Consider the following 18,703-nt stretch of genomic DNA (forward strand, 5'->3'; position numbering starts at 1 on the left):
GACCAAAGGCCCTGCCGGAGCTGATCGACGAGCGCGAGACTCACCCGCATGGCGTTCCCGGCGTCCGCGGCGCGGGCCGAGGGCGAGCAGAACGCGGTGCGGTCGTTGCGCGCCGCGTTCCGCGGGGACCTCGTCGGCCCCGCCGACCCCGGGTACGACCGGCTGCGGCGCGTGTGGAACGGCTGCATCGACCGGCGCCCGGCGTTGATCGCCCGCTGCGCCGGTGTCGCCGACGTCATCGACAGCGTCCGCTTCGCCCGTCGCCACGGGCTGACGCGGCGGTGCGCAGCGGCGGGCACAGCTTTCCCGGGTTGTCGGTGTGTGACGGCGGGATGGTCATCGACCTGTCGTCGTTGAAGGGCGTGCGCGTCGACCCCGCCACCCGCACCGCGTGCGTGCAGGCCGGGGTGCGGTTGGGGGAGCTGGACCGGGAGACGCAGGCGTTCGGGCTGGCCGTGCCCGCGGGGATCGTCACGCACACCGGACTGGCCGGGCTGGCGCTCGGCGGCGGGATCGGCTGGTTGATGCGCAAGTACGGCCTGACCGTGGACCAGTTGCTCGGCGTGGACCTGGTCACCGCGGACGGCGAACTGCTCCGGGCCGACGAGCGGCGCAACAGCGACCTGTTCTGGGCCGTGCGCGGCGGCGGGGGCAACTTCGGTGTCGTCACGGAGTTCGAGTTCCGGCTGCACCCGGTGGGCCCGCGGGTGCTGGCCGGACCGCTCATCTGGCCGATGGAGCGGTCTCCGGAGGTCCTGCGGTACTACCGTGACTGGATCACCGACGTGCCCGACGAGCTCACCACCGTCATCCTGCACCGCAAGGCGCCACCGCTTCCGGTGCTGCCGGCGGATCTGCACGGTCGGCCGGTGGTGATGGTGGTCTGTTGCTACGCCGGGCCGGTTGAGGACGGTGAGCGGGTGGTGCGGCCGATGCGGTCCTTCGGACCCCCGCTGGTCGACCTGTGCGCGGAGAAGCCGTTCGTGGCGCACCAGGCGATGTTCGACGCGTCGTTCCCCGAAGGCTGGTGGTACTACTTCCGGTCCTGCGACGTGGCCGAGCTGACCGACGAGGTCATCGACATCACCGCGGAGCACGCGCTGCGCATCCGGTCGCCGCTGACCACCTTCCCGATCTTCCAGCTGGGCGGTGCGGTGGCCCGCGTCGGCGAGGACGAGACGGCGTTCCACGGCCGTGCGGCGGGGCACGTGTTCAACATCAACGCCACGACCGCCGACGCCGCGGGTTTCGCGGCGGAACGGGAGTGGGCGCGCACCTTCTGGGCGGCGTTGTCGCCCCACCACCGCAGCGTCTGCGTGAACTTTTTGATGCGGGAAGGGCAGGAGCGCGTGCGGGAGGCGTACGGAGCGGTGAAGTACGAGCGCCTGCGCGCGGTGAAACGCCGGTACGACCCGGAGAATCTCTTCCGGCTCAACCAGAACATCCCGCCGTAGCCAGCGCCCGTTTCAAGCCACGCTGGCTTCCCACCGATTCGAGCCGTGGGACGAGTACCGTCAGCGGCGGGCTTTCGGGGAGCTTTCCGCCGTTCGGGCCGGGTCGCGTTCGACGACCGGCGCCAGGATCTCGTCCATGCGGCGCAGCAGCTGCGCGTCCAGCTTCACGCCCGAGGCCGCCACGTTCTCCGCGATCTGCTCGGGGCGGGAGGCGCCGATGATCGCCGCCGAGACGTTCTGGTTCTGCAGGACCCACGCCACCGCCAGCTGGGCCAGCGACAGGCCCGCCTCCTGCGCCAGCGGCCGGAGCTGTTGGACCCGTTCCAGCACGTCCTCGCGCAGCCAGCGGGACACGAACGTCGCACCGCCGTTGTCGTCCGTGGCGCGCGAACCCGGCGGCGGGGCTGCGCCCGGCCGGTACTTGCCGGTCAGCACGCCCTGAGCGATCGGGGACCACACGATCTGGCCGATGCCCAGTTCCTCGCAGGCCGGGATCACCTCCGCCTCGATCACCCGCCACAGCGCCGAATACTGCGGCTGGCTGGACACCAGCGGGATGCGCAGCTGGCGGGCCAGCGCGTGGCCCGCCCGGATCTGCTCGGCCGTCCACTCCGACACCCCGATGTAGTGCGCCTTGCCGGCGCGCACCACGTCGGCGAACGCCTCCATGGTCTCCTCCAGCGGCGTGGAGTGGTCGAAGCGGTGCGCCTGGTACAGGTCGACGTAGTCGGTCTGCAGACGGCGTAGCGAGCCGTCGATCGACTCCATGATGTGCTTGCGGCTCAGCCCGCTGTCGTTGCGACCCGGCCCGGTGGGGAAGTAGACCTTGGTGAAGATCTCCAGGCCCTCCCGGCGCTCCCCGCGCAGCGCGCGGCCCAGTACCTCCTCGGCGCGGCCCTCCGCGTACACGTCGGCGGTGTCGAAGGTCGTGATCCCCGCGTCCAGCGCCGCCCGGATGCACGCCGTGGCGGTGTCCTCCTCGACCTGCGATCCGTGGGTGATCCAGTTCCCGTAGGCGATCTCGCTGATGACCAGGCCGCTGCGGCCGAGGTGGCGGAACTCCATGGCGCTTCCCTCCCGTCGTGATCGCGAGCCTACCGTGCGTCGCCGCCCGAGCGCGGTGCCCAGCGACGCCCGCACCCCGGCGGCCGGGGCGCTGCGCGGCGAGACCGGGCAGATCGTTGCAGGGCCGGATGCCAGGCGCATGCCGATCACGCCCGATCGGAGTTGGTGACGGGCGTGGCGGGCGGTGCACTGGGCGGGCCGGCCTTCCCGGTTACCAGAATTTGCTTGCGCTACTGGCCGGTTTCCGCCATGGTGTCGGTCGCACGGGCGAACGGCGGTGCGGCCGCCGGGCGGCGTGCCCAGGCGGGACGACGGGGTCCTGCCAGGCGTCGGGGGCCGAGCGGGTGCGCCCGCTCGGCGTAAACGAAGGGGTCGATGTGCGTCACGACCGCCAGCAGCGGGACCGGACCAGCACGATGCGCTTGTTGCTGCGGGCAGCCTGGATGGAGCTGTACGCGGCGCTGCTGCGCTAGCACGCTGCGGGGCGCGACAGATCGCCCCGCCAGCGCTTGCGTTCTCAGACGTCCTTGGTCGCGATGCGACCGACGGCCACCGACATCCCGACGAGCAGGTAGCATCCCGCGCGGAACAGACCGGTCGCCAGAGTGTCGCCGCTGAGCGGATCACGCAGCACGTCGACCACCGCCGACCAGTCGGTGGTGAGCAGCAGCGGGTGCAGCCAGTCCAGGGCCGGAATGGTGCCCAGCACACCGAAGGTGATCAGCCCGCCCATCGTGGCGGCCATGACCACCAGGGGATGGTCGGTGAACGCGGAGATCGCCAGGGCGACCGCCCCGACCGCGGCCATCTGCACCGACGACCACCCCACGGCCAGCGCCACGCGGCCCAGGGCCGAGCCCATCGGCAGGGTGGTGCCGGACAGCGTGACCAGGCCGTCGCCGCCGACGATCACCAGCCCGGTCACCACACCGCTGACCGCCACCACGGTCACCGACAGCACCGCCATCACCAGCACGCCCACCGCCTTGACGCCGACCAGCCGAACGCGGCTGACCGGGGCGAGCAGCAGCCCGCGCAGCGTGCCGTGCGCCGACTCCCCGGCCAGCGCGTCCGCGGCGACCATCGCGACGACGAGCGGCAGCAGCAGGGACTGGGCGAGAACCAGTGCCGCCACCGGCAGCACCAGGCCGTTCCCGGCGACCGCGGTGAGCACCGACGGGCCGCCCCGGCTGGGGCCGCCGGCCAGCGTGATGGCGGTGCCCAGCAGCACCGGCAGCGCGGCCAGCATGAGCAGGGCCAGCAGGTTCCGCGGCCGGCGCAGCACCCAGCGCAGCTCGGCCAGCACGACCCGACCCAGTGGCGCGGAAGTCCGCACCGGTGGGGTGTCCACGAGCGTCACGCATCCTCCTCGGTGAGCCGGGCGAACACATCCTCCAGCCCGGTGCGCGCCCGGCGGGCCTCGCGTACCCGGACCCCGGCTCGCACCAGGGTCGCGACGGCGTCCGCGGAGTCCACGGCGGACAGCTCCACACGGATCTCGCCGCTCTCCTCACGTGCCGGTGCGCCCGCCTCGCGCAGCGCCCGCAGCCCCGCCTGGACATCCGGCGTGGACACCAGCAGGTGCGGTGCACCCGACTCCAGCAGGGGCGCCAGTTCGCCCTGCGCCACCAGCGAACCCCGGTGCATCACCGCGACGTGCGTGCAGGTCGCCTCGATCTCGGCGAGCAGGTGCGAGGACACCAGCACCGTGGTGCCCGCCGCGTGCAGCTCGGCGATGATCCGGCGGATCTCGCGGGTGCCCGCCGGGTCCAGTCCGTTGGTCGGTTCGTCGAGCACCACCAGCTCACGCGGCACCAGCAGCGCCGCCGCCAGGCCGAGCCGCTGCTTCATACCCAGCGAGTAGCCGCGGTACCGGCGCCCGCCGGCGGCACCGAGCCCGACCCGCTCCAACGCCTCCTCGACGACCCGGCGGACGTCCGGGCCACGCACCGCCGGTTCCATCGCCGCGCAGCGCAGCAGGTTCTCCCGGCCGGACAGGAACGGGTGGAAACCGGGCCCCTCGACGAGCGCGCCCACCCGCGGCAGGACCCGGCCGCCGTGCTCGGGCAGCCGGTGGCCGAGCAGTTCCACCGAACCCGAGGTCGGTGCGGTCAACCCGAGCAGCATCCGGATCGTGGTCGTCTTCCCCGAGCCGTTGGGGCCGAGCACCCCGACCACGGCGCCGCGCGGCACCGCCAGGTCCACGCCATCGACCGCGACGGTGCGGCCGTAGGTCTTGCGCAGTCCGGTGGTGCGTGCGGCGAGGTCCTCGGCCGCGGTGGGGGCAGCCGCGGCCGCCCCCACCGACTCCAGCGCACTGGTCATCACGCGGCACCGAGCGCGGCGATGAGCACCTGCTCGGGCACCGCGCCCACGGCCACGCGGCCGTCGGAGGTCAGCAGGGCGTTGCCGGCCGCGGTGCCGATCACCCAGCCGTTGCCCCACGGCCCGCTGACCGGTCGGCCGGTGCGCTCGGCGAGCTGCCGGAAGTCCGTCCGGTCCTTCGCCGAGGTCTGCTCGGGCAGCCGCGCCACCAGCACCGAGTCCCAGCCGTCACCGACGACACGGTGCTCGCCCTGCGGGTGCTGCGGTGCCTGCGGCCGGTGCTGCCGCGGCGCCTGCTCCACCGTGGCCCCGGCGGGCGGGGTGAACCGGAACAGCGCCGGGTCCGGCGCGGCCAGCTGCAGGTCGGTGAACCCGACCTGCAGCGCCGGGGCGTCGGACCCGTTGGTGTGCACGGACAGCTCCAGTGGGATGCGTTTCTCCGCGTCCACCGCCACGCGCACCTCGCGCAGCAGCGTGCGCTCGGACGGCTTCGGCGTCAGCACCAGTTCGTAGGCGTCGCGGCCGGCGACGCTGGCCGTGCCGTCGACAGCGACGTCGCTGGTCTGGCGCAGCGTGGCGATGATGTCGCGGGCGGCGGCCGCCGGGTCGGCCTGCGGGTGCTCGGCGCCCGGCTCGTGCGCGGCGTCGACGCGGGTGGCGGTGCGCTCGGCGGAGTCCCACTTCCAGACCGTCGAGCCGTCGTCGACGACCGTGACCTCGCCGCCGTGTGACGGCATCGACACGCGGTGGCGGCCCTGCCCGTCGGCCCACACCCGCACCTGGCTCGTGCCGTCGGCGAGCAGTTCGCCGCCCTGGCCCGCGGCCGGCAGCGCGGGCAGCCCGAGTGCGTTGTCGACCTGGACGGTCCCGCTCAGCGCGGGCGGGGCGGCCCGCATCACCGATTCCACGAGCTGTTCCGGGCTCACCGGAGGCAGTTCCGGCGCCGCGCCGGCGCCGGCCGGCAGCGCGAGCACCGTCAGGCCGAGCACGCCCGCGGCGGCCCCGGCGGTGGCGGTGATCGCCACGTTCCTGGGTTTCATCCGTTCCTCCCTGTCGGGTCCTGTGCCCAGGGTGGCTGACGGGAGCTGAGATAACGCTGAGAGCGGGCTGGTCGCTGAGAACCGGCTCAGCTCGGCGATCATGGGTGCCAGTCGTAGACTAAAAATAGTTCACAGATTTACTAGTTGGGCTGGAGGGCCGCGATGGCCGAGGGTGAACTGGACTTCTGGTCCTTCGTCGAACTGGCCAACCACCGGCTCGCCACCGAATACGGGTTCCGCCACCAGTTGGCGACCGAGGTGCTGCTGACGCTCAACCGGGCGTCCAACATCGTCACCTACGACCTGGAGGCGTCGGTGCACCGGCCGCGCGGCCGGTCCTGGTCGGGTTTCCGGCTGCTGTTCGTGACCTGGCTGGCCGGGCCGCTGGAGGCGAAGAAAGCCGCCGAGCTCACCGGAATGAGCCGGGCGGCGGTGTCGAACCTGACCAAGACGCTGGTGGCCGACGGGCTGCTGGAGCGCACGCCGGGCGAGCGCGACGGCCGGTCCGTGCTGCTGTCGCTGACCGAGCGCGGACAGCAGGAGATGGTCGAGGTCTTCCGCGCCCACAACGAGCGCGAGCACGACTGGACCAGCGTGCTCACCGAGACCGAGCAGCGCATCCTGGTGATGCTGCTGGACAAACTCATCACCAACCGCGACCAGTTCGAGGTGCGCGGACGCAACTGACGGTGCGGTGTTGCACGACCAGCAGTTAGTAAATACATTAACTAACTGCACCCGGGGTGGCCGGAACCCCGGACCCTCAGCGAGGAGGCGACGGCATGGCGTACTACCGGCAGGTCGGCGAGGTACCACCGAAGCGGCACACCCAGCACCGCAGGCCCGACGGCGGGCTGTACTACGAGGAGCTGATGGGGGAGGAGGGCTTCTCCAGCGACTCGTCGCTGCTGTACCACCGCAACATTCCCTCCGCGCTGGTGGACTCGGCGAACTGGGAACTGCCGGACCTGGGCACCGAACCCAACCACCCGCTGCGGCCCCGGCACCTGAAGCTGCACGAGCTGTTCGCCGGCACCGAGTGGAAGCGCCACGACGTGGTCACCGGTCGCCGGCTGGTGCTCGGCAACGCCGACGTCCGCATCTCCTACGTCGTCGCCGGCGAAACCTCACCGCTGTACCGCAACGGGATCGGCGACGAGTGCATCTACGTCGAGTCCGGCTCCGGCGTCGTCGAGACCGTCTTCGGGGCCCTGCCGTTCCGGCAGGGCGACTACGTGGTCCTGCCGCGCGCCACCACGCACCGGTGGGTGCCGCAGGGTGACGAGCCGGTGCGTGCGTACTGCATCGAGGCGAACTCGCACATCACGCCGCCGCGCCGCTACCTGTCGAAGTTCGGCCAGTTCCTGGAGCACGCGCCGTACTGCGAGCGTGACCTGCGCGGGCCGACCGAACCGCTGCTGGCCGAGGGCGACGACGTCGAGGTGCTGGTCAAGCACCGCGGCAGGCAGGGCATCGTCGGCACGAGGTTCGTCTACCCGCAACACCCGTTCGACGTGGTCGGCTGGGACGGCTGCCTGTACCCGTACGCGTTCAACATCGGTGACTTCGAGCCGATCACCGGTCGGGTGCACCAGCCGCCGCCGGTGCACCAGGTCTTCGAGGGCACCAACTTCGTGGTGTGCAACTTCGTGCCGCGCAAGGTGGACTACCACCCACGGTCCATCCCGGTGCCCTACTACCACTCCAACGTGGACTCCGACGAGGTGATGTTCTACTGCGGCGGGGATTACGAGGCACGCAAGGGCTCCGGCATCGGTCCCGGGTCGATCTCGCTGCACCCGGGCGGGCATTCGCACGGCCCGCAGCCCGGCGCGTACGAGCGCAGCATCGGCGTGGAGTTCTTCGACGAACTGGCCGTCATGGTCGACACCTTCCGCCCACTGGAGCTCGGCGAGGGTGGCCGTGCCGCCGAGGACCCCGGCTACGCCTGGACCTGGTCGGGACGGGGGCCGGCGCGGTGAGCATCCCCGACTTCGCCCGGTCGCTGTGCGACGACGCCGCCGTCTTCCCACCGGGCCGCACGCCGCTGCCCGAGGCGGTCAGCGCGCACGCGCGGCACGTCACCTCGCCCTACGCGGAGCTGGTCGGCCCGCTGGTGCTCGCCGCGCCGGCGCTGGCCGACCTGGCAACGCTGGCCGTTGACGGCCTGGAGCTGTCCGTCACCGCACCGCAAGGCCCGGGGCAGGTGCCCGCGGTCCGCACGGCCGCGGCGGAGTTGCCCGTCCGGGTGCGCGCCCTGGAAGTGGCGGTGCCGCCCGGGCAGTCCCCGGCCGAGTTCTTCGCCGCCCTGGACCGGGCGGGTGGGCCCGGGGACGCCGTCGTCTTCGTCGAGGTGCCGCGCGACGAGCGCCGAGCGGAGGTCATCGCCCGGTGCGCCACGGCCGGCTACCGGGCCAAGTTCCGCACCGGCGGGGTGCGCGCCGACCTCTACCCGGACGAGGCCGAACTGGCCACCGCGATCCGCTCGGTCGTCGAGGCGGGCGTGCCGTTCAAAGCCACCGCGGGGCTGCACCACGCGGTCCGCAACACCGATCCGGGCACCGGTTTCGAGCAGCACGGCTACCTCAACCTGCTGCTGGCCACCGACGCGGCGGTGGACTTCGCCGATGACACCGAGATCGCCGCCGTGCTCGCCGAACGCGACGCGGACAAGATCGCCGAGCGAGTGGCCAAGCTCGACAGCGCGCGGGTCACCGCGGCCCGGACCCGCTTCCTGTCCTTCGGGACGTGCAGCATCGCCGAACCGTTGACCGAGCTGGTGGACCTGGGGTTGGTGCCCGCCGCCGTGCTCGGCGAAGGAGGACTTCCGTGACCAGGATCGACATTCCGGCGGGGTCGCCGTTCGGGTTGGCCAACCTGCCCTACGGCGTGTTCTCCACGCCCGGAACCGGGCCGCGCGTCGGCGTCCGCGTCGGCGAGTCCGTCGTGGACCTCGCGGTGCTGCTCGGCGACGACGTGTTCGCGCAGCCGGTGCTCAACCCGTTCATGGCCCAGGGATACGACCGCTGGGTGGCGGTGCGTGAGAAGATCGCCGAGGCGGTCTCCGGTGAGGTGCCCGACGCCGCCGTGCACCCGGTGGGCGAGGTGCGTCTGCACCTGCCGTTCGAGGTCGCCGACTACGTGGACTTCTACGCGTCCGAGCACCACGCCAGCAACCTCGGGCGCCTGTTCCGCCCGAACGCCGAACCGCTGATGCCGAACTGGAAGCACCTCCCGGTTGGCTACCACGGGCGTGGTGGAACGGTTGTGGTGTCCGGGACCGAAATCATGCGGCCGCTCGGTCAGCGCAAGGGTCCCGATGAGGCGACACCGACCTTCGGGCCCTGCCGACGCCTGGACATCGAGGCCGAGCTCGGCTTCGTCGTCGGCACCGGTTCACAACTGGGCGAGGCGGTGCCCACCGGCGAGTTCGCGACCCGGGTCTTCGGCGTGGTACTGGTCAACGACTGGTCCGCCCGTGACATCCAGGCGTGGGAGTACGTGCCGCTGGGGCCGTTTCTGGGCAAGAGCTTCGCCACGTCGATCTCGCCGTGGGTGGTGCCGCTGCTGGCGCTGGAGGCGGCCCGCGTGCCGACCCCGACGCAGGACCCGCGACCGCTGCCGTACCTGCGGGAGGACGAGCCGTGGGGACTGGACATCGACCTGGTGGTGTCCTGGAACGGTCAGGAGGTCTCGCGCCCGCCCTACCGCGAGATGTACTGGTCGCCGGCGCAGATGCTGGCGCACCTGACCGTCAACGGCGCGGTCACTCGCACCGGCGACCTCTTCGCCTCGGGCACCATCTCCGGTCCGCAGCGCGACCAGTGCGGGGCGTTCATCGAACTCACCTGGGGCGGGCAGCAACCGGTTCGGGTCGGCGGTGCGGAACGCACGTTCCTGCAGGACGGCGACGAGGTCAGCATCACCGCCACCGCGCCCGGACCGGACGGCAGCCGCATCGGCTTCGGCGAGGTCACCGGCCGGATCCTGCCGGCCCGAAAGGTCTGATCGCTTCCGCCCGCCGGATCAGCCACACCGCGAGCCGCGGTTCAGCGATGTCCGGTGCCCTCGCTCCCGCCGTGCCAGTCGGCCATGTGCGTGGCGTGCGTGCGCAGGTACGCCCCGGGTTTGAAGAAGCGGTCGTAGAAGTCGAGGTCGAGGTGGTGCGCCTGGACGTAGTTCAGGATGAACACCGTCGGCACGGTCGCGGGGAACTTGCCGAAGGTCTCGTCAACGTACTGCGCCTGGAGCGCCACGCACGCCTTGAACTCCTCGTCGTGGACCAGGGCGCTGCCGCGGAATCCGGGAGTGTCGGTCCAGGCGCCGGGCGTGTCGCGATGGAACGGGCCGCCGGGCCCGAACTTGCGTTCGGCGAAGGTTTCGACCGCCGCCGCCATGTCGGGGTAGTGGGGCGGGCAGTACGCCTCGAAGACCCCTGCACGGCCGGTGGGGTTGGGCGTCGACCAGCGCTCGTCCTCGTCGTAGCGAAAGCCCAGGCCGGGCACGTCCGGGTTGCCGGAGGCGCCGAGCATCGAGAACCGGTCGATCCCGTCGAACATCCATCCGCCCAGACCCATCGCCTGGAGCATCAGCACACCCGCGTAACACGCGGTGGCCAGCTCCGCGGTGGCCTCGGTGAGCGCGTACTGCTCGGCGAAGGTCAACGGGAACGGTTCCTCGACGTCGACCAGCGTGCTGAACTCCGCCAGCCCGGGGATCTCGCGGTGGTGGACGTCGTCATAGATCCCGTAGCCGTTCTGCACGAAGAAGCACAGCACGGCGAGCAGGTGCTGGGCGATGTCGGCCACCGGGATGACCAGTAGCGAGCCGGGCACGTTGACACACCAGGTGTTGTGGCCCTCCAGGTAGGGCTCCTCCGCGGGCAGGTACAGCCGCTGGTCGGACAGGCGGCGGAGCCGCTGCTGGTGGCGCTCGACCACCAGGTCCGGCGTGACCTCCTCGACCGCGGGGTCCACGAGGGCGCCGGCATCCCGGGTCGGGAAGAAGTAGACGCCCGAGTCGTCGGTGCAGAACAGCTCAGCGGTGTGGATGCCCGCCGCGGAGGGGAAGGTGCGGCCCGCCGCGGCACCGGCGTAGTTCGACACGTGCGGTGCGTAGCGGGCGTGCCGGGTGATCGAGTAGTGCCAGCCCGTGGTGCCGCCCATCGCGCCGAGCACGAGCATCCGCTCAAGCTCGGTGAGGGGGACCGGCTCGTGCTCGGAACGGTAGGCCAGCGGGCCGTCGGGAATCTCGTCGCCCAGGGCGAACCGCCGGGATCGGCGGCCGAGGAGCGCCTCCACCAGCGGGAACGCGGCGAGCTTCGGGAGCGCCTCCGCCCTGGCACCGCGGTCGTCGTCTGCGTACACCGCACCCTCCCACGCGTCGCACGTACGCCTCCGGCACGTCCTCGACCATCGCGGCGGTCGCCGACCGCAGCCAGGGTCCGAAGTCACGGCAGGGCTCGTCCACCGGCACCGGACTCAACGCCCGTCCCGCGGCTGGTCGGTCACCTCGCACGCGGCGGCGATGGACGCACGGGAGGGTTCGATCGCGGTGGACAAGGGCCGAGCGCAGCCCGCCGCCTGGTCAGTACCGCAGGCCGAAGCCGAGTGGGAACAGCGGTTGCTTGCCGTCGCCGTCGTTGATGGGCTGCTGGTCCGCGCTGGCCATCCAGGTCACCGGCAGTGTGCCCGTGGGGTGGTGGTCGCCGAACAGCACGTCGGCCACCCCGGCCCCCTCGGTGCCCGGCAGCCAGGACGCCACCAGCGCGTCCCACCCCGGCAGCTCGGCCGCGATGTCCAGCGGGCGGCCGGAGACCAGCACGACCACCACCGGAACACCCGCCTGCTGCACCCTGGCCAGGGTGGCGAGGTCCTCCTGGTCCAGCCCCATCCCCGCGGGACGGTCTCCGGCGCCCTCGGCATAGGGCGTCTCGCCGACCACGACGATCGCCGCGCGATAGCTGCCGTCGATGCCGTTGCCGTACCGGTCGTAGGTGACCTCGGTGGACGGCGACACCGCCTGCCGGATGCCATCCAGGATGGTGGTGCCCGGCGTGATCGGCCCGCTGCTGCCCTGCCAGCTGATGGTCCAGCCGCCGCTCTGGTTGCCGATGTCGTCGGCGTTCTTGCCGGCGACGAAGATCTTGCCGCCGTCCTTGGCCAGCGGCAGCACCCCGCCGTCGTTCTTCAGCAGCACCTGCGACTCGCGGACCGCCTCCCGGGCAAGTCCCCGGTGCTCCGGGCTGCCCACGGTGCCGGTGTAGGCGCGGTCGGTGAAGGGCCGCTCGAACAGGCCCAGCTCGAACTTCTTGGTGAGGATGCGGCGGTTGGCGTCGTCGATGCGCGCCATCGGCACCCGACCCGCCTCGACCTCGGCGCGCAGCAGGTCCATGAACTTCTGGTACTCGTGCGGCACCATGATCATGTTCAGCCCGGCGTTGATCGAGGTGCGCACCTCCTCGGCGGTGAACCCGGGCTGCCCGTCGAGCTGGTCGATCGCCTGCCAGTCGGAGACCACGAACCCGGTGAAGCCCAGTTCGCCCTTGAGCACGTCGTTGATCAGGTAGCTGTTGGCGTGCATCTTCACGCCGTTCCAGCTGCTGTAGGAGATCATCACCGCGCCGACGCCGCGCCTGACGGCCTCCGTGAACGGCGCCAGGTGGATCGCCCGCAGCTCCTCCTCGTCGATCTCGGTGTTGCCCTGGTCGTCACCGCCGGTCGTGCCGCCGTCGCCGACGTAGTGCTTCGCGGTGGCCAGCACCGAGGCCGGGCCGTCCAGGTGGTCGCCCTGCAACCCGGTGACGGCGGAGGTCATGGCCGTCGGTCGTTGCGGTGTCTCGCCGAAGGACTCGTAGGTGCGGCCCCAGCGGTCGTTGCGCGCCACGCACAGGCACGGCGCGAAGTCCCAGTCGATTCCGGTGCCGGAGATCTCCTCGGCGGTGGCCCGCGCGATGCGTTGCACCAGCTCCGGGTCGCCGGTGGCGCCGAGGCCGATGTTGTGCGGGAAGATCGTCGCCCCATACACGTTGTTGTGCCCGTGCACCGCGTCCACGCCGTAGATGATCGGGATGCCCAGCGGGGTCGCGATCGCCTCGCGCTGGTAGGCGTCGTACATGTCGGCCCACGACTCGGCGGTGTTCGGGGTGGGGGCCGAGCCGCCGCCGCTGAGGATGGACCCGACCCGGTCGCGGGCGGCTGCCTTCGGGTCGGCGGCCTGCCGCTCCGCCTGGGTCATCTGGCCGATCTTGTCCTGCAACGTCATTCGGGCCAGCAGGTCCTCCACCCGGTCGGCCACGGGTTTGCTGGCGTCGCGGTACAGGGGTGGTGCGGGCGGGGCCGCGGACACCGCGGGCGCCAGCGCGGCGGTACAGGCCACCGCGGTGAGCGCCAGGGCTATCCGGGTCGGGGTGGTGCCGGGCAGCCAACGGGACATGCCGGTCTCCTCCGGGATCCAACTTCCTCCGGTATCGGGGTGGAGCTGCGGGCCGTCGCGCGGCCCGGACGTGCGCGTTCTGCCGATGAACAGCACTTGCCGGACACGTCAGACGGCATATGTTGTAGGCGACAACATACCAGCGACGGGCGGTTCGCCACGATCTCCTGCATCGATCAAGCCCGTTCGTCGCAGCGCCACCGGGGGTTCTCGGCGGCGGGCGGGGTGGCCTATGTTGTCTGCCGCAACGTTGGGGCTACCGGAGTGAGAAAGGCTTCTCGATGGGGAGAACGCCCGCGGCGCTGCTGGCCGTGGCCCTGGGACTCGGGCTGCTCCTGGTGGCCTGCGGCAACAACGCCCTGCCGCAGCCGGGGCCCCAGGCGGACCCCACCGCCGCGGGGGCACCGCGGGTCGGCGTGATCCTGCCCGAGACGGCGACCTCCGCCCGGTGGGCGCACTTCGACCAGCCGATGCTGCGTTCGGCGCTGCAGCGGCGCGGGCTGGCGCCGATCATCCAGAACGCCCAGGGCGACGCGCAGAAGTTCGCACAGATCGCCGACAGCATGCTCAGCCAGCGCGTCGAGGTGCTGATCATCGCCGCCCCCAGCGGCGACGTCGGGGCCACCGTCGAGCAGCAGGCCGCGCGACTGGGCGTGCCGGTGATCGACTACGACCGGCTCAGCCTCGGCGGCAGCGCGGACTACTACGTCAGCTTCGACCACGAGCAGGTCGGCGCGTTGCAGGCGCGGGCGCTCGCCGCAGCGCTGCGCGGCCGGCCCGGTGCGCAGGTGATCGAAATCGGCGGCTCGCTGACCGACTACAACGCCGCGCTGGTGCACCGCGGACAGACCCGCACGCTTGGTCCGCACTACGCCGCGGGAGATCTGCGGCTGGTCAGCAGCAGGTTCGTCGACGGCTGGGACAACCAGGTCGCCGGACAGATCTTCGAACAACTGCTGACCGCCAACGGCGGGCGGGTGGACGGCGTGCTGGCCGCCAACGACGGCCTGGCCGCGGCGGTGATCACCGTGCTGCAGAAGTACGGCCTGGCCGGTGCGGTCCCGGTCACCGGCCAGGACAGCACCGTCGACGGGTTGCGCGCGATCCTGCAGGGCCACCAATCGTCCACGGTGTTCAAACCGATCCAGCAGGAGGCCGACACCGCCGCGGAGCTGGCCGCCGCGCTGGTGCGCGGCGACACCGCGGCGGCCGACGCGCTGGCCACCCAGCGTGTCGCGGATCCGGTGTCGGGCCGTCTGGTCCGCTCGGTTCTGCTGGCCCCGCAGCTGATCACCCGCGACAACATCAAGTCGGTGCTCGGCCCCGGCCACGTCCGGGCCGAGGAAATCTGCGGCGGTGACCTGGCCGGTGCCTGCCGCCGGCTCGGCATCTCCGGTTGAGCGCTACGAGGGAGGATTCACGGTGCACGAACCCCTGCTGGCGCTGCGCCGCGTCAACAAGAGCTTCGGCGCGGTCCGCGCGCTGCGCGACGTCGACTTCACCGTGCGCGCCGGAGAGGTGACCGCGCTCATCGGCGACAACGGCGCCGGGAAGTCCACACTGGTCAAATGCATCGCCGGGATGCACCGCTTCGACAGCGGCGAGGTGCTCTTCGAAGGGCGGCCGGTGCAGATCCGGCGACCGCGCGACGCCGCCGACCTCGGCATCGAGATCGTCTACCAGGACCTCGCGCTGTGCGACAACCTCGACGTCGTGCAGAACATGTTCCTCGGCCGCGAGCGGGGCCCGGCGGTGCGGCTCGACGAGACCGCCATGGAACTGGCCGCCCGGCGCACGCTGCGCTCGCTGTCGGTACGGACCGTTGGGTCGGTGCGCACCAAGGTCGGCGAGCTCTCCGGCGGGCAGCGGCAGGCCGTGGCCATCGCCAAGGCCGTGCTGTGGAACAGCAAGGTCGTCATCCTCGACGAACCCACCGCCGCGCTCGGCGTCGCGCAGACCCGGCAGGTGCTCGACCTCGTGCGGCGGCTGGCCGAGCAGGGCCTCGGCGTGGTCCTGATCAGCCACAACATGACCGACGTGTTCGAGGTCGCCGACCGCATCGCCACCCTGTACCTGGGCCGGATGGCCGCCGAACTGCCCGCCCGCGACCTCACCCACGCCCAGGTCGTGGAGCTGATGACCGCCGGGCGCTCCGGCGAGCTCGGCCTCGCCCGGCCCGACGTCGCCGCGGTCTGACCCGAACCCGAGGAACCGCCCATGACCAACAGCTCCACCGGTGCCGTCACCCGCATCCCCGACTTCGGCATCGACACCACCTCGCCGGCCACCGGCGACGCCCTGCGCGACTACCTCGCCCGGCTCCGCCGCGGCGATCTCGGCTCGCTGCCCGCCCTGGTCACCCTGGCCGTGCTGGTCGGGCTGTTCGCCGCGCTGTCCGAGGACTTTCTGACCCTGAACAACCTGACGAACCTGCTGCACCAGGGCGCCGGGCAGACCATCATCGCGATGGGCCTGGTCTACGTGCTGCTGGCCGGGGAGATCGACCTGTCCGCCGGGACCGCGTCGGGGGTGGCCGCGGCGGTGCTCGCGCTGCACTTCCAGCACGACGGGAACCTGCTCGGCGCGATGGGCGGCGCGGTGTTCGCCGCGTTCACGGTCGGCCTGGCCGCGGCCGCGCTGCTGGCGGTGCTGCTGCGCGTCTGGGTCGGGGCGGCGGCGTCCGCGCTGGCCCTGGTCCTCATGGTGGCCGGGCTCGGTGCGAACCCGTGGGTGGAGATGCTGCTGGCGGTGTGCGTCGGCGCGGCCATCGGCTGCCTGACCGGGTTCGCGGTGTCCAAGGTCCGGATCCCGTCGTTCGTCGTCACGCTCGGGCTGTTCATCACCTGGTCCGGCGTGGTGCTGCAACTGCTCGGCCCGGGCGGCACAGTCTCGATCCGGCAGAACCCGGTGCTGTTCGCCGTCGCCAACGGCAGCCTCGACGTCACCGGCAGCTGGCTGCTGTTCCTGCTCGCCGGCGCCGGCTACGCCGGTGCGGTGGCCTACCGGCACCTGACCAGGCTCCGCAACGGGCTGGTCGCACCGCCCACACCGCTGGTCGCCGCGAAGGCCGCCGCGGTGCTGACCTGCGGCGGCCTGGCGACCTTCCTGCTGACACTGAACCGCTCGCCGCACCCGGAACTGGCCGACATCCGCGGCGTGCCGCTCGTGGTGCCGATCGTGCTGGTGCTGCTGGCCGCCGGGACGTTCGTGCTGGACCGCACCCGCTTCGGGCGGCACCTACACGCGGTGGGCAACAACCGCGACGCCGCCCACCGCGCCGGGGTGGACGTGGCCCGGATCCGGATGACCGCGTTCGTCATCTGCTCGGCACTGGCCGCCGTCGGCGCCATCGTCTACACCTCCAAGGTGGGTTCGGTGGACGGCAGTGCGGGCGGCGGCAACCTGGTGCTGTTCGCGGTCGGCGCCGCGGTGATCGGTGGGGTGTCCCTGTTCGGTGGCAAGGGGCGGCTACCCGACGCGGTGCTCGGTGGCGCGGTGCTGGCCACGGTGCAGAACGGGTTGAACCTGCTGGGTTTCCAGGCCGCGCCGGTCAACATCATCACCGGTCTGGTGCTGGTCGCCGCGGCGGGCGTGGACGCGCTGTCGCGGCGCCGGGCCGGGCTCGACCGGCGATGAGCGGGGTGCGCGCCGCGGCGGGCGGTTGTGCTACAGCTACTTCCGGACTGGACCAAGCCGGGAGGATGCGGCCGAGGTGACGACGACACCAACTGCCGGGGCGCGGCCCGACGAGGTGCGCCAGCACAACCGGGCGGTGCTACTGCGCCGGCTGCACACCGGCGGGCCGTGCACGCGCGCGGCGCTGGCCACCGAGATGGGGCTCAACCGCAGCACCATCAAGGCCCTGGTCGACGAACTGGTGCGGGACGGCCTGGTCGTCGAGCGGGTGCCCGCCCAGCGCACCGGCGCCGGCCGGCCGTCGCTGCTGGTGCTGCCGCAACCGCACGCCGCGGTGACCCTCGCGGTGGACATCCGTGTGGAGCAGGTCGCGATGGCCCTGGTCGGTCTCGGCGGCGAGATCCTCAACCGGTGCAGCTGGAGCCTGCGCCCGACGAACCGCACCCCGCGCGAGGTCTTCACCCGCATCGTCGACAACAGCGCCGTGCTCATCGAGGAGGCGCAGGTCGACGTGGCCGCGATCGGCGCGTCGGCGCCCGGTGTCGTGCGGCGCGCCGACGGCATGGTGCGGGAGGCACCGAACCTGCACTGGACCGACGTGCCGCTGGGGGAGTGGTTGTCGCAGGCGTTGGGCGGTCGTCGCGTGGAGGTCGGCAACGACGCGGAGCTGGGCGTGCTCGCCGAGCACCTGCGTGGAGCGGCGCGCGGGGCCACCGACGTCGTGTTCGTCAGCGCCGACGTCGGGGTCGGCGGCGGCGTCATCTCCGGAGGTGCGCCGCTGCGGGGTAGCGCCGGGTACGTCGGCGAACTCGGGCACATGGTGGTGCGGCCGGACGGCCGCGAGTGCTACTGCGGCAGCCGCGGCTGCTGGGAGACCGAGATCGGGGAGCGGGCCCTGAGCCGGGCGCTGGACCTGCCGGAGGACTCCCCGCGTGGCGTCATCGTCGCCGAACTGCACGCCCTGGCGCAGAACCCGGAGGAGGTCCTGCAGCGGCTGGGCGAGTTCGGCGAGTGGCTGGCCCTCGGCCTGTGCAACGTGGTGAACCTGCTGGCGCCGCAACTGGTCGTGCTCGGCGACCTGTTCACCTCGCTACCGCGCACCCTGATCGACCACGTGGGCAAGTCGGTGTCGGAACGCAGCCTGGTCGGCCGGGCCATGGGCGGCACCCGCATCGTCACGTCCTCCCTGGGAGCCGACGGCAAGCTCCTCGGCGCGGCCGAGCTCGCCTTCGAGCAACTCCTCACCGGCTGAGCCGGAACCCGTTGCCGCCGCGTGGATTGCGATGCGGTTACACCCCGGGTACTTGATCGATCCCGAAATCTTCTGCCGAGTGTTGCCCGGTGATATGTTGCCGCAGACAACATATTGAGTCCGCGCCGCACGGGCAGCCCGGCCCGGCCGCGCGCACCTTCGCGTCATTCGTTCTCGGCGGGCGCGCCGCACCGGCGTGCGCAGCGGAAAAGAGGGACAACTGTGGTCAACGGGAGAGGGGTCGGCACCGAGGTGCTGGCCCAGGGTCAGCTTCTTGATGCCAATGCCGTGGATTACGGGTTGTTGGCGTTGTACTTCGTTTTCGTGCTGGGGATTGGGTATCTGGCGCGGCGGGCGGTTTCCACCAGTTTGGACTTTTTCTTGTCGGGGCGGGCGTTGCCGGCGTGGGTGACGGGGTTGGCGTTCATCTCGGCGAATCTGGGTGCGATCGAGATTATCGGCATGTCCGCCAACGGTGCGGAGTACGGGATGCCGAC

General features: G+C 71.8%; 16 protein-coding genes and 1 pseudogene. 11 read left to right on the forward strand and 6 right to left on the reverse strand.

Annotated elements, in window-relative coordinates; genetic code table 11:
* Positions 1-48: 48 nt before the first annotated feature.
* Both IEY17_RS25570 and IEY17_RS20260 read left to right on the forward strand, forming a co-directional pair.
* Positions 49-357, forward strand: a complete 309-nt coding sequence (locus tag IEY17_RS25570; RefSeq protein ID WP_229680353.1) for an FAD-dependent oxidoreductase — start codon at positions 49-51, stop codon at positions 355-357.
* Positions 318-1,454: an FAD-binding oxidoreductase gene (locus IEY17_RS20260; RefSeq protein WP_229680359.1), complete on the forward strand. Its 1,137-nt coding sequence runs from the start codon at positions 318-320 to the stop codon at positions 1,452-1,454. Before IEY17_RS25570 ends, IEY17_RS20260 begins: the two co-directional genes overlap by 40 nt.
* Positions 1,455-1,514: 60 nt before the next feature.
* On the opposite strand, the gene IEY17_RS20265 is transcribed toward IEY17_RS20260, so the two are convergent.
* The 4 genes from IEY17_RS20265 to IEY17_RS20280 all read right to left on the reverse strand — a co-directional run bounded on the left by IEY17_RS20265 (position 1,515) and on the right by IEY17_RS20280 (position 5,884).
* Positions 1,515-2,519 carry an aldo/keto reductase family protein gene (locus IEY17_RS20265; protein ID WP_188990125.1) on the reverse strand — a complete coding sequence of 335 codons (1,005 nt, stop codon included), beginning with the start codon at positions 2,517-2,519 and terminating at the stop codon, positions 1,515-1,517.
* A gap of 517 nt (positions 2,520-3,036) precedes the next feature.
* Positions 3,037-3,879 (reverse strand): ABC transporter permease, encoded by an 843-nt coding sequence (locus IEY17_RS20270; protein ID WP_229680354.1) that lies wholly within the window; start codon positions 3,877-3,879, stop codon positions 3,037-3,039.
* On the reverse strand, positions 3,876-4,844 hold the full coding sequence (locus IEY17_RS20275; protein ID WP_188990127.1) for an ABC transporter ATP-binding protein: 969 nt from the start codon (positions 4,842-4,844) through the stop codon (positions 3,876-3,878). The genes IEY17_RS20270 and IEY17_RS20275 overlap by 4 nt, the downstream gene beginning before the upstream one ends.
* Positions 4,844-5,884 carry a LolA family protein gene (locus tag IEY17_RS20280; protein ID WP_188990129.1) on the reverse strand — a complete coding sequence of 347 codons (1,041 nt, stop codon included), beginning with the start codon at positions 5,882-5,884 and terminating at the stop codon, positions 4,844-4,846. Before IEY17_RS20280 ends, IEY17_RS20275 begins: the two co-directional genes overlap by 1 nt.
* A gap of 162 nt (positions 5,885-6,046) precedes the next feature.
* Between IEY17_RS20280 and IEY17_RS20285 the strand changes: the two genes are divergently transcribed.
* From IEY17_RS20285 to fahA, 4 genes are all read left to right on the forward strand, one after another.
* Positions 6,047-6,571, forward strand: a complete 525-nt coding sequence (locus tag IEY17_RS20285; RefSeq protein WP_188990131.1) for a MarR family winged helix-turn-helix transcriptional regulator — start codon at positions 6,047-6,049, stop codon at positions 6,569-6,571.
* A 95-nt stretch (positions 6,572-6,666) separates the two neighbouring features.
* Positions 6,667-7,866: a homogentisate 1,2-dioxygenase gene (locus IEY17_RS20290; protein ID WP_188990133.1), complete on the forward strand. Its 1,200-nt coding sequence runs from the start codon at positions 6,667-6,669 to the stop codon at positions 7,864-7,866.
* Positions 7,863-8,717, forward strand: coding sequence for a hypothetical protein (locus IEY17_RS20295; protein ID WP_188990135.1), 855 nt, complete (start codon positions 7,863-7,865; stop codon positions 8,715-8,717). Before IEY17_RS20290 ends, IEY17_RS20295 begins: the two co-directional genes overlap by 4 nt.
* Positions 8,714-9,892 (forward strand): fumarylacetoacetase, encoded by a 1,179-nt coding sequence (gene fahA, locus IEY17_RS20300; protein ID WP_188990139.1) that lies wholly within the window; start codon positions 8,714-8,716, stop codon positions 9,890-9,892. Before IEY17_RS20295 ends, fahA begins: the two co-directional genes overlap by 4 nt.
* 41 nt (positions 9,893-9,933) lie before the next feature.
* Here fahA and IEY17_RS20305 read toward each other — a convergent pair whose 3' ends face one another.
* Both IEY17_RS20305 and IEY17_RS20310 read right to left on the reverse strand, forming a co-directional pair.
* On the reverse strand, positions 9,934-11,250 hold the full coding sequence (locus tag IEY17_RS20305) for a hypothetical protein (RefSeq protein ID WP_188990141.1): 1,317 nt from the start codon (positions 11,248-11,250) through the stop codon (positions 9,934-9,936).
* A gap of 220 nt (positions 11,251-11,470) precedes the next feature.
* On the reverse strand, positions 11,471-13,318 hold the full coding sequence (locus IEY17_RS20310) for a glycoside hydrolase family 3 protein (RefSeq protein ID WP_188990143.1): 1,848 nt from the start codon (positions 13,316-13,318) through the stop codon (positions 11,471-11,473).
* 281 nt (positions 13,319-13,599) lie between these two features.
* On the opposite strand from IEY17_RS20310, the gene IEY17_RS20315 reads away from it, so the two are divergent.
* The 5 genes and pseudogenes from IEY17_RS20315 to IEY17_RS20335 all read left to right on the forward strand — a co-directional run.
* Positions 13,600-14,718, forward strand: a complete 1,119-nt coding sequence (locus tag IEY17_RS20315) for a sugar ABC transporter substrate-binding protein (RefSeq protein WP_188990145.1) — start codon at positions 13,600-13,602, stop codon at positions 14,716-14,718.
* Positions 14,719-14,740: 22 nt separating this feature from the next.
* A complete protein-coding gene (locus IEY17_RS20320; RefSeq protein WP_188990147.1) occupies positions 14,741-15,514 on the forward strand; it encodes an ATP-binding cassette domain-containing protein in 774 nt (257 codons plus the stop codon).
* 21 nt (positions 15,515-15,535) lie between these two features.
* Positions 15,536-16,954, forward strand: coding sequence for a sugar ABC transporter permease (locus IEY17_RS20325; RefSeq protein WP_188990149.1), 1,419 nt, complete (start codon positions 15,536-15,538; stop codon positions 16,952-16,954).
* A 76-nt stretch (positions 16,955-17,030) separates the two neighbouring features.
* Positions 17,031-18,206 carry an ROK family transcriptional regulator gene (locus IEY17_RS20330; RefSeq protein ID WP_188990151.1) on the forward strand — a complete coding sequence of 392 codons (1,176 nt, stop codon included), beginning with the start codon at positions 17,031-17,033 and terminating at the stop codon, positions 18,204-18,206.
* 252 nt (positions 18,207-18,458) lie between these two features.
* A pseudogene (locus IEY17_RS20335) lies at positions 18,459-18,703 on the forward strand (Na+/galactose cotransporter); the annotation flags it as partial.

The organism is Saccharopolyspora thermophila, from assembly GCF_014646075.1.
GTDB classification, from domain to species: Bacteria; Actinomycetota; Actinomycetes; order Mycobacteriales; family Pseudonocardiaceae; genus Saccharopolyspora; species Saccharopolyspora thermophila.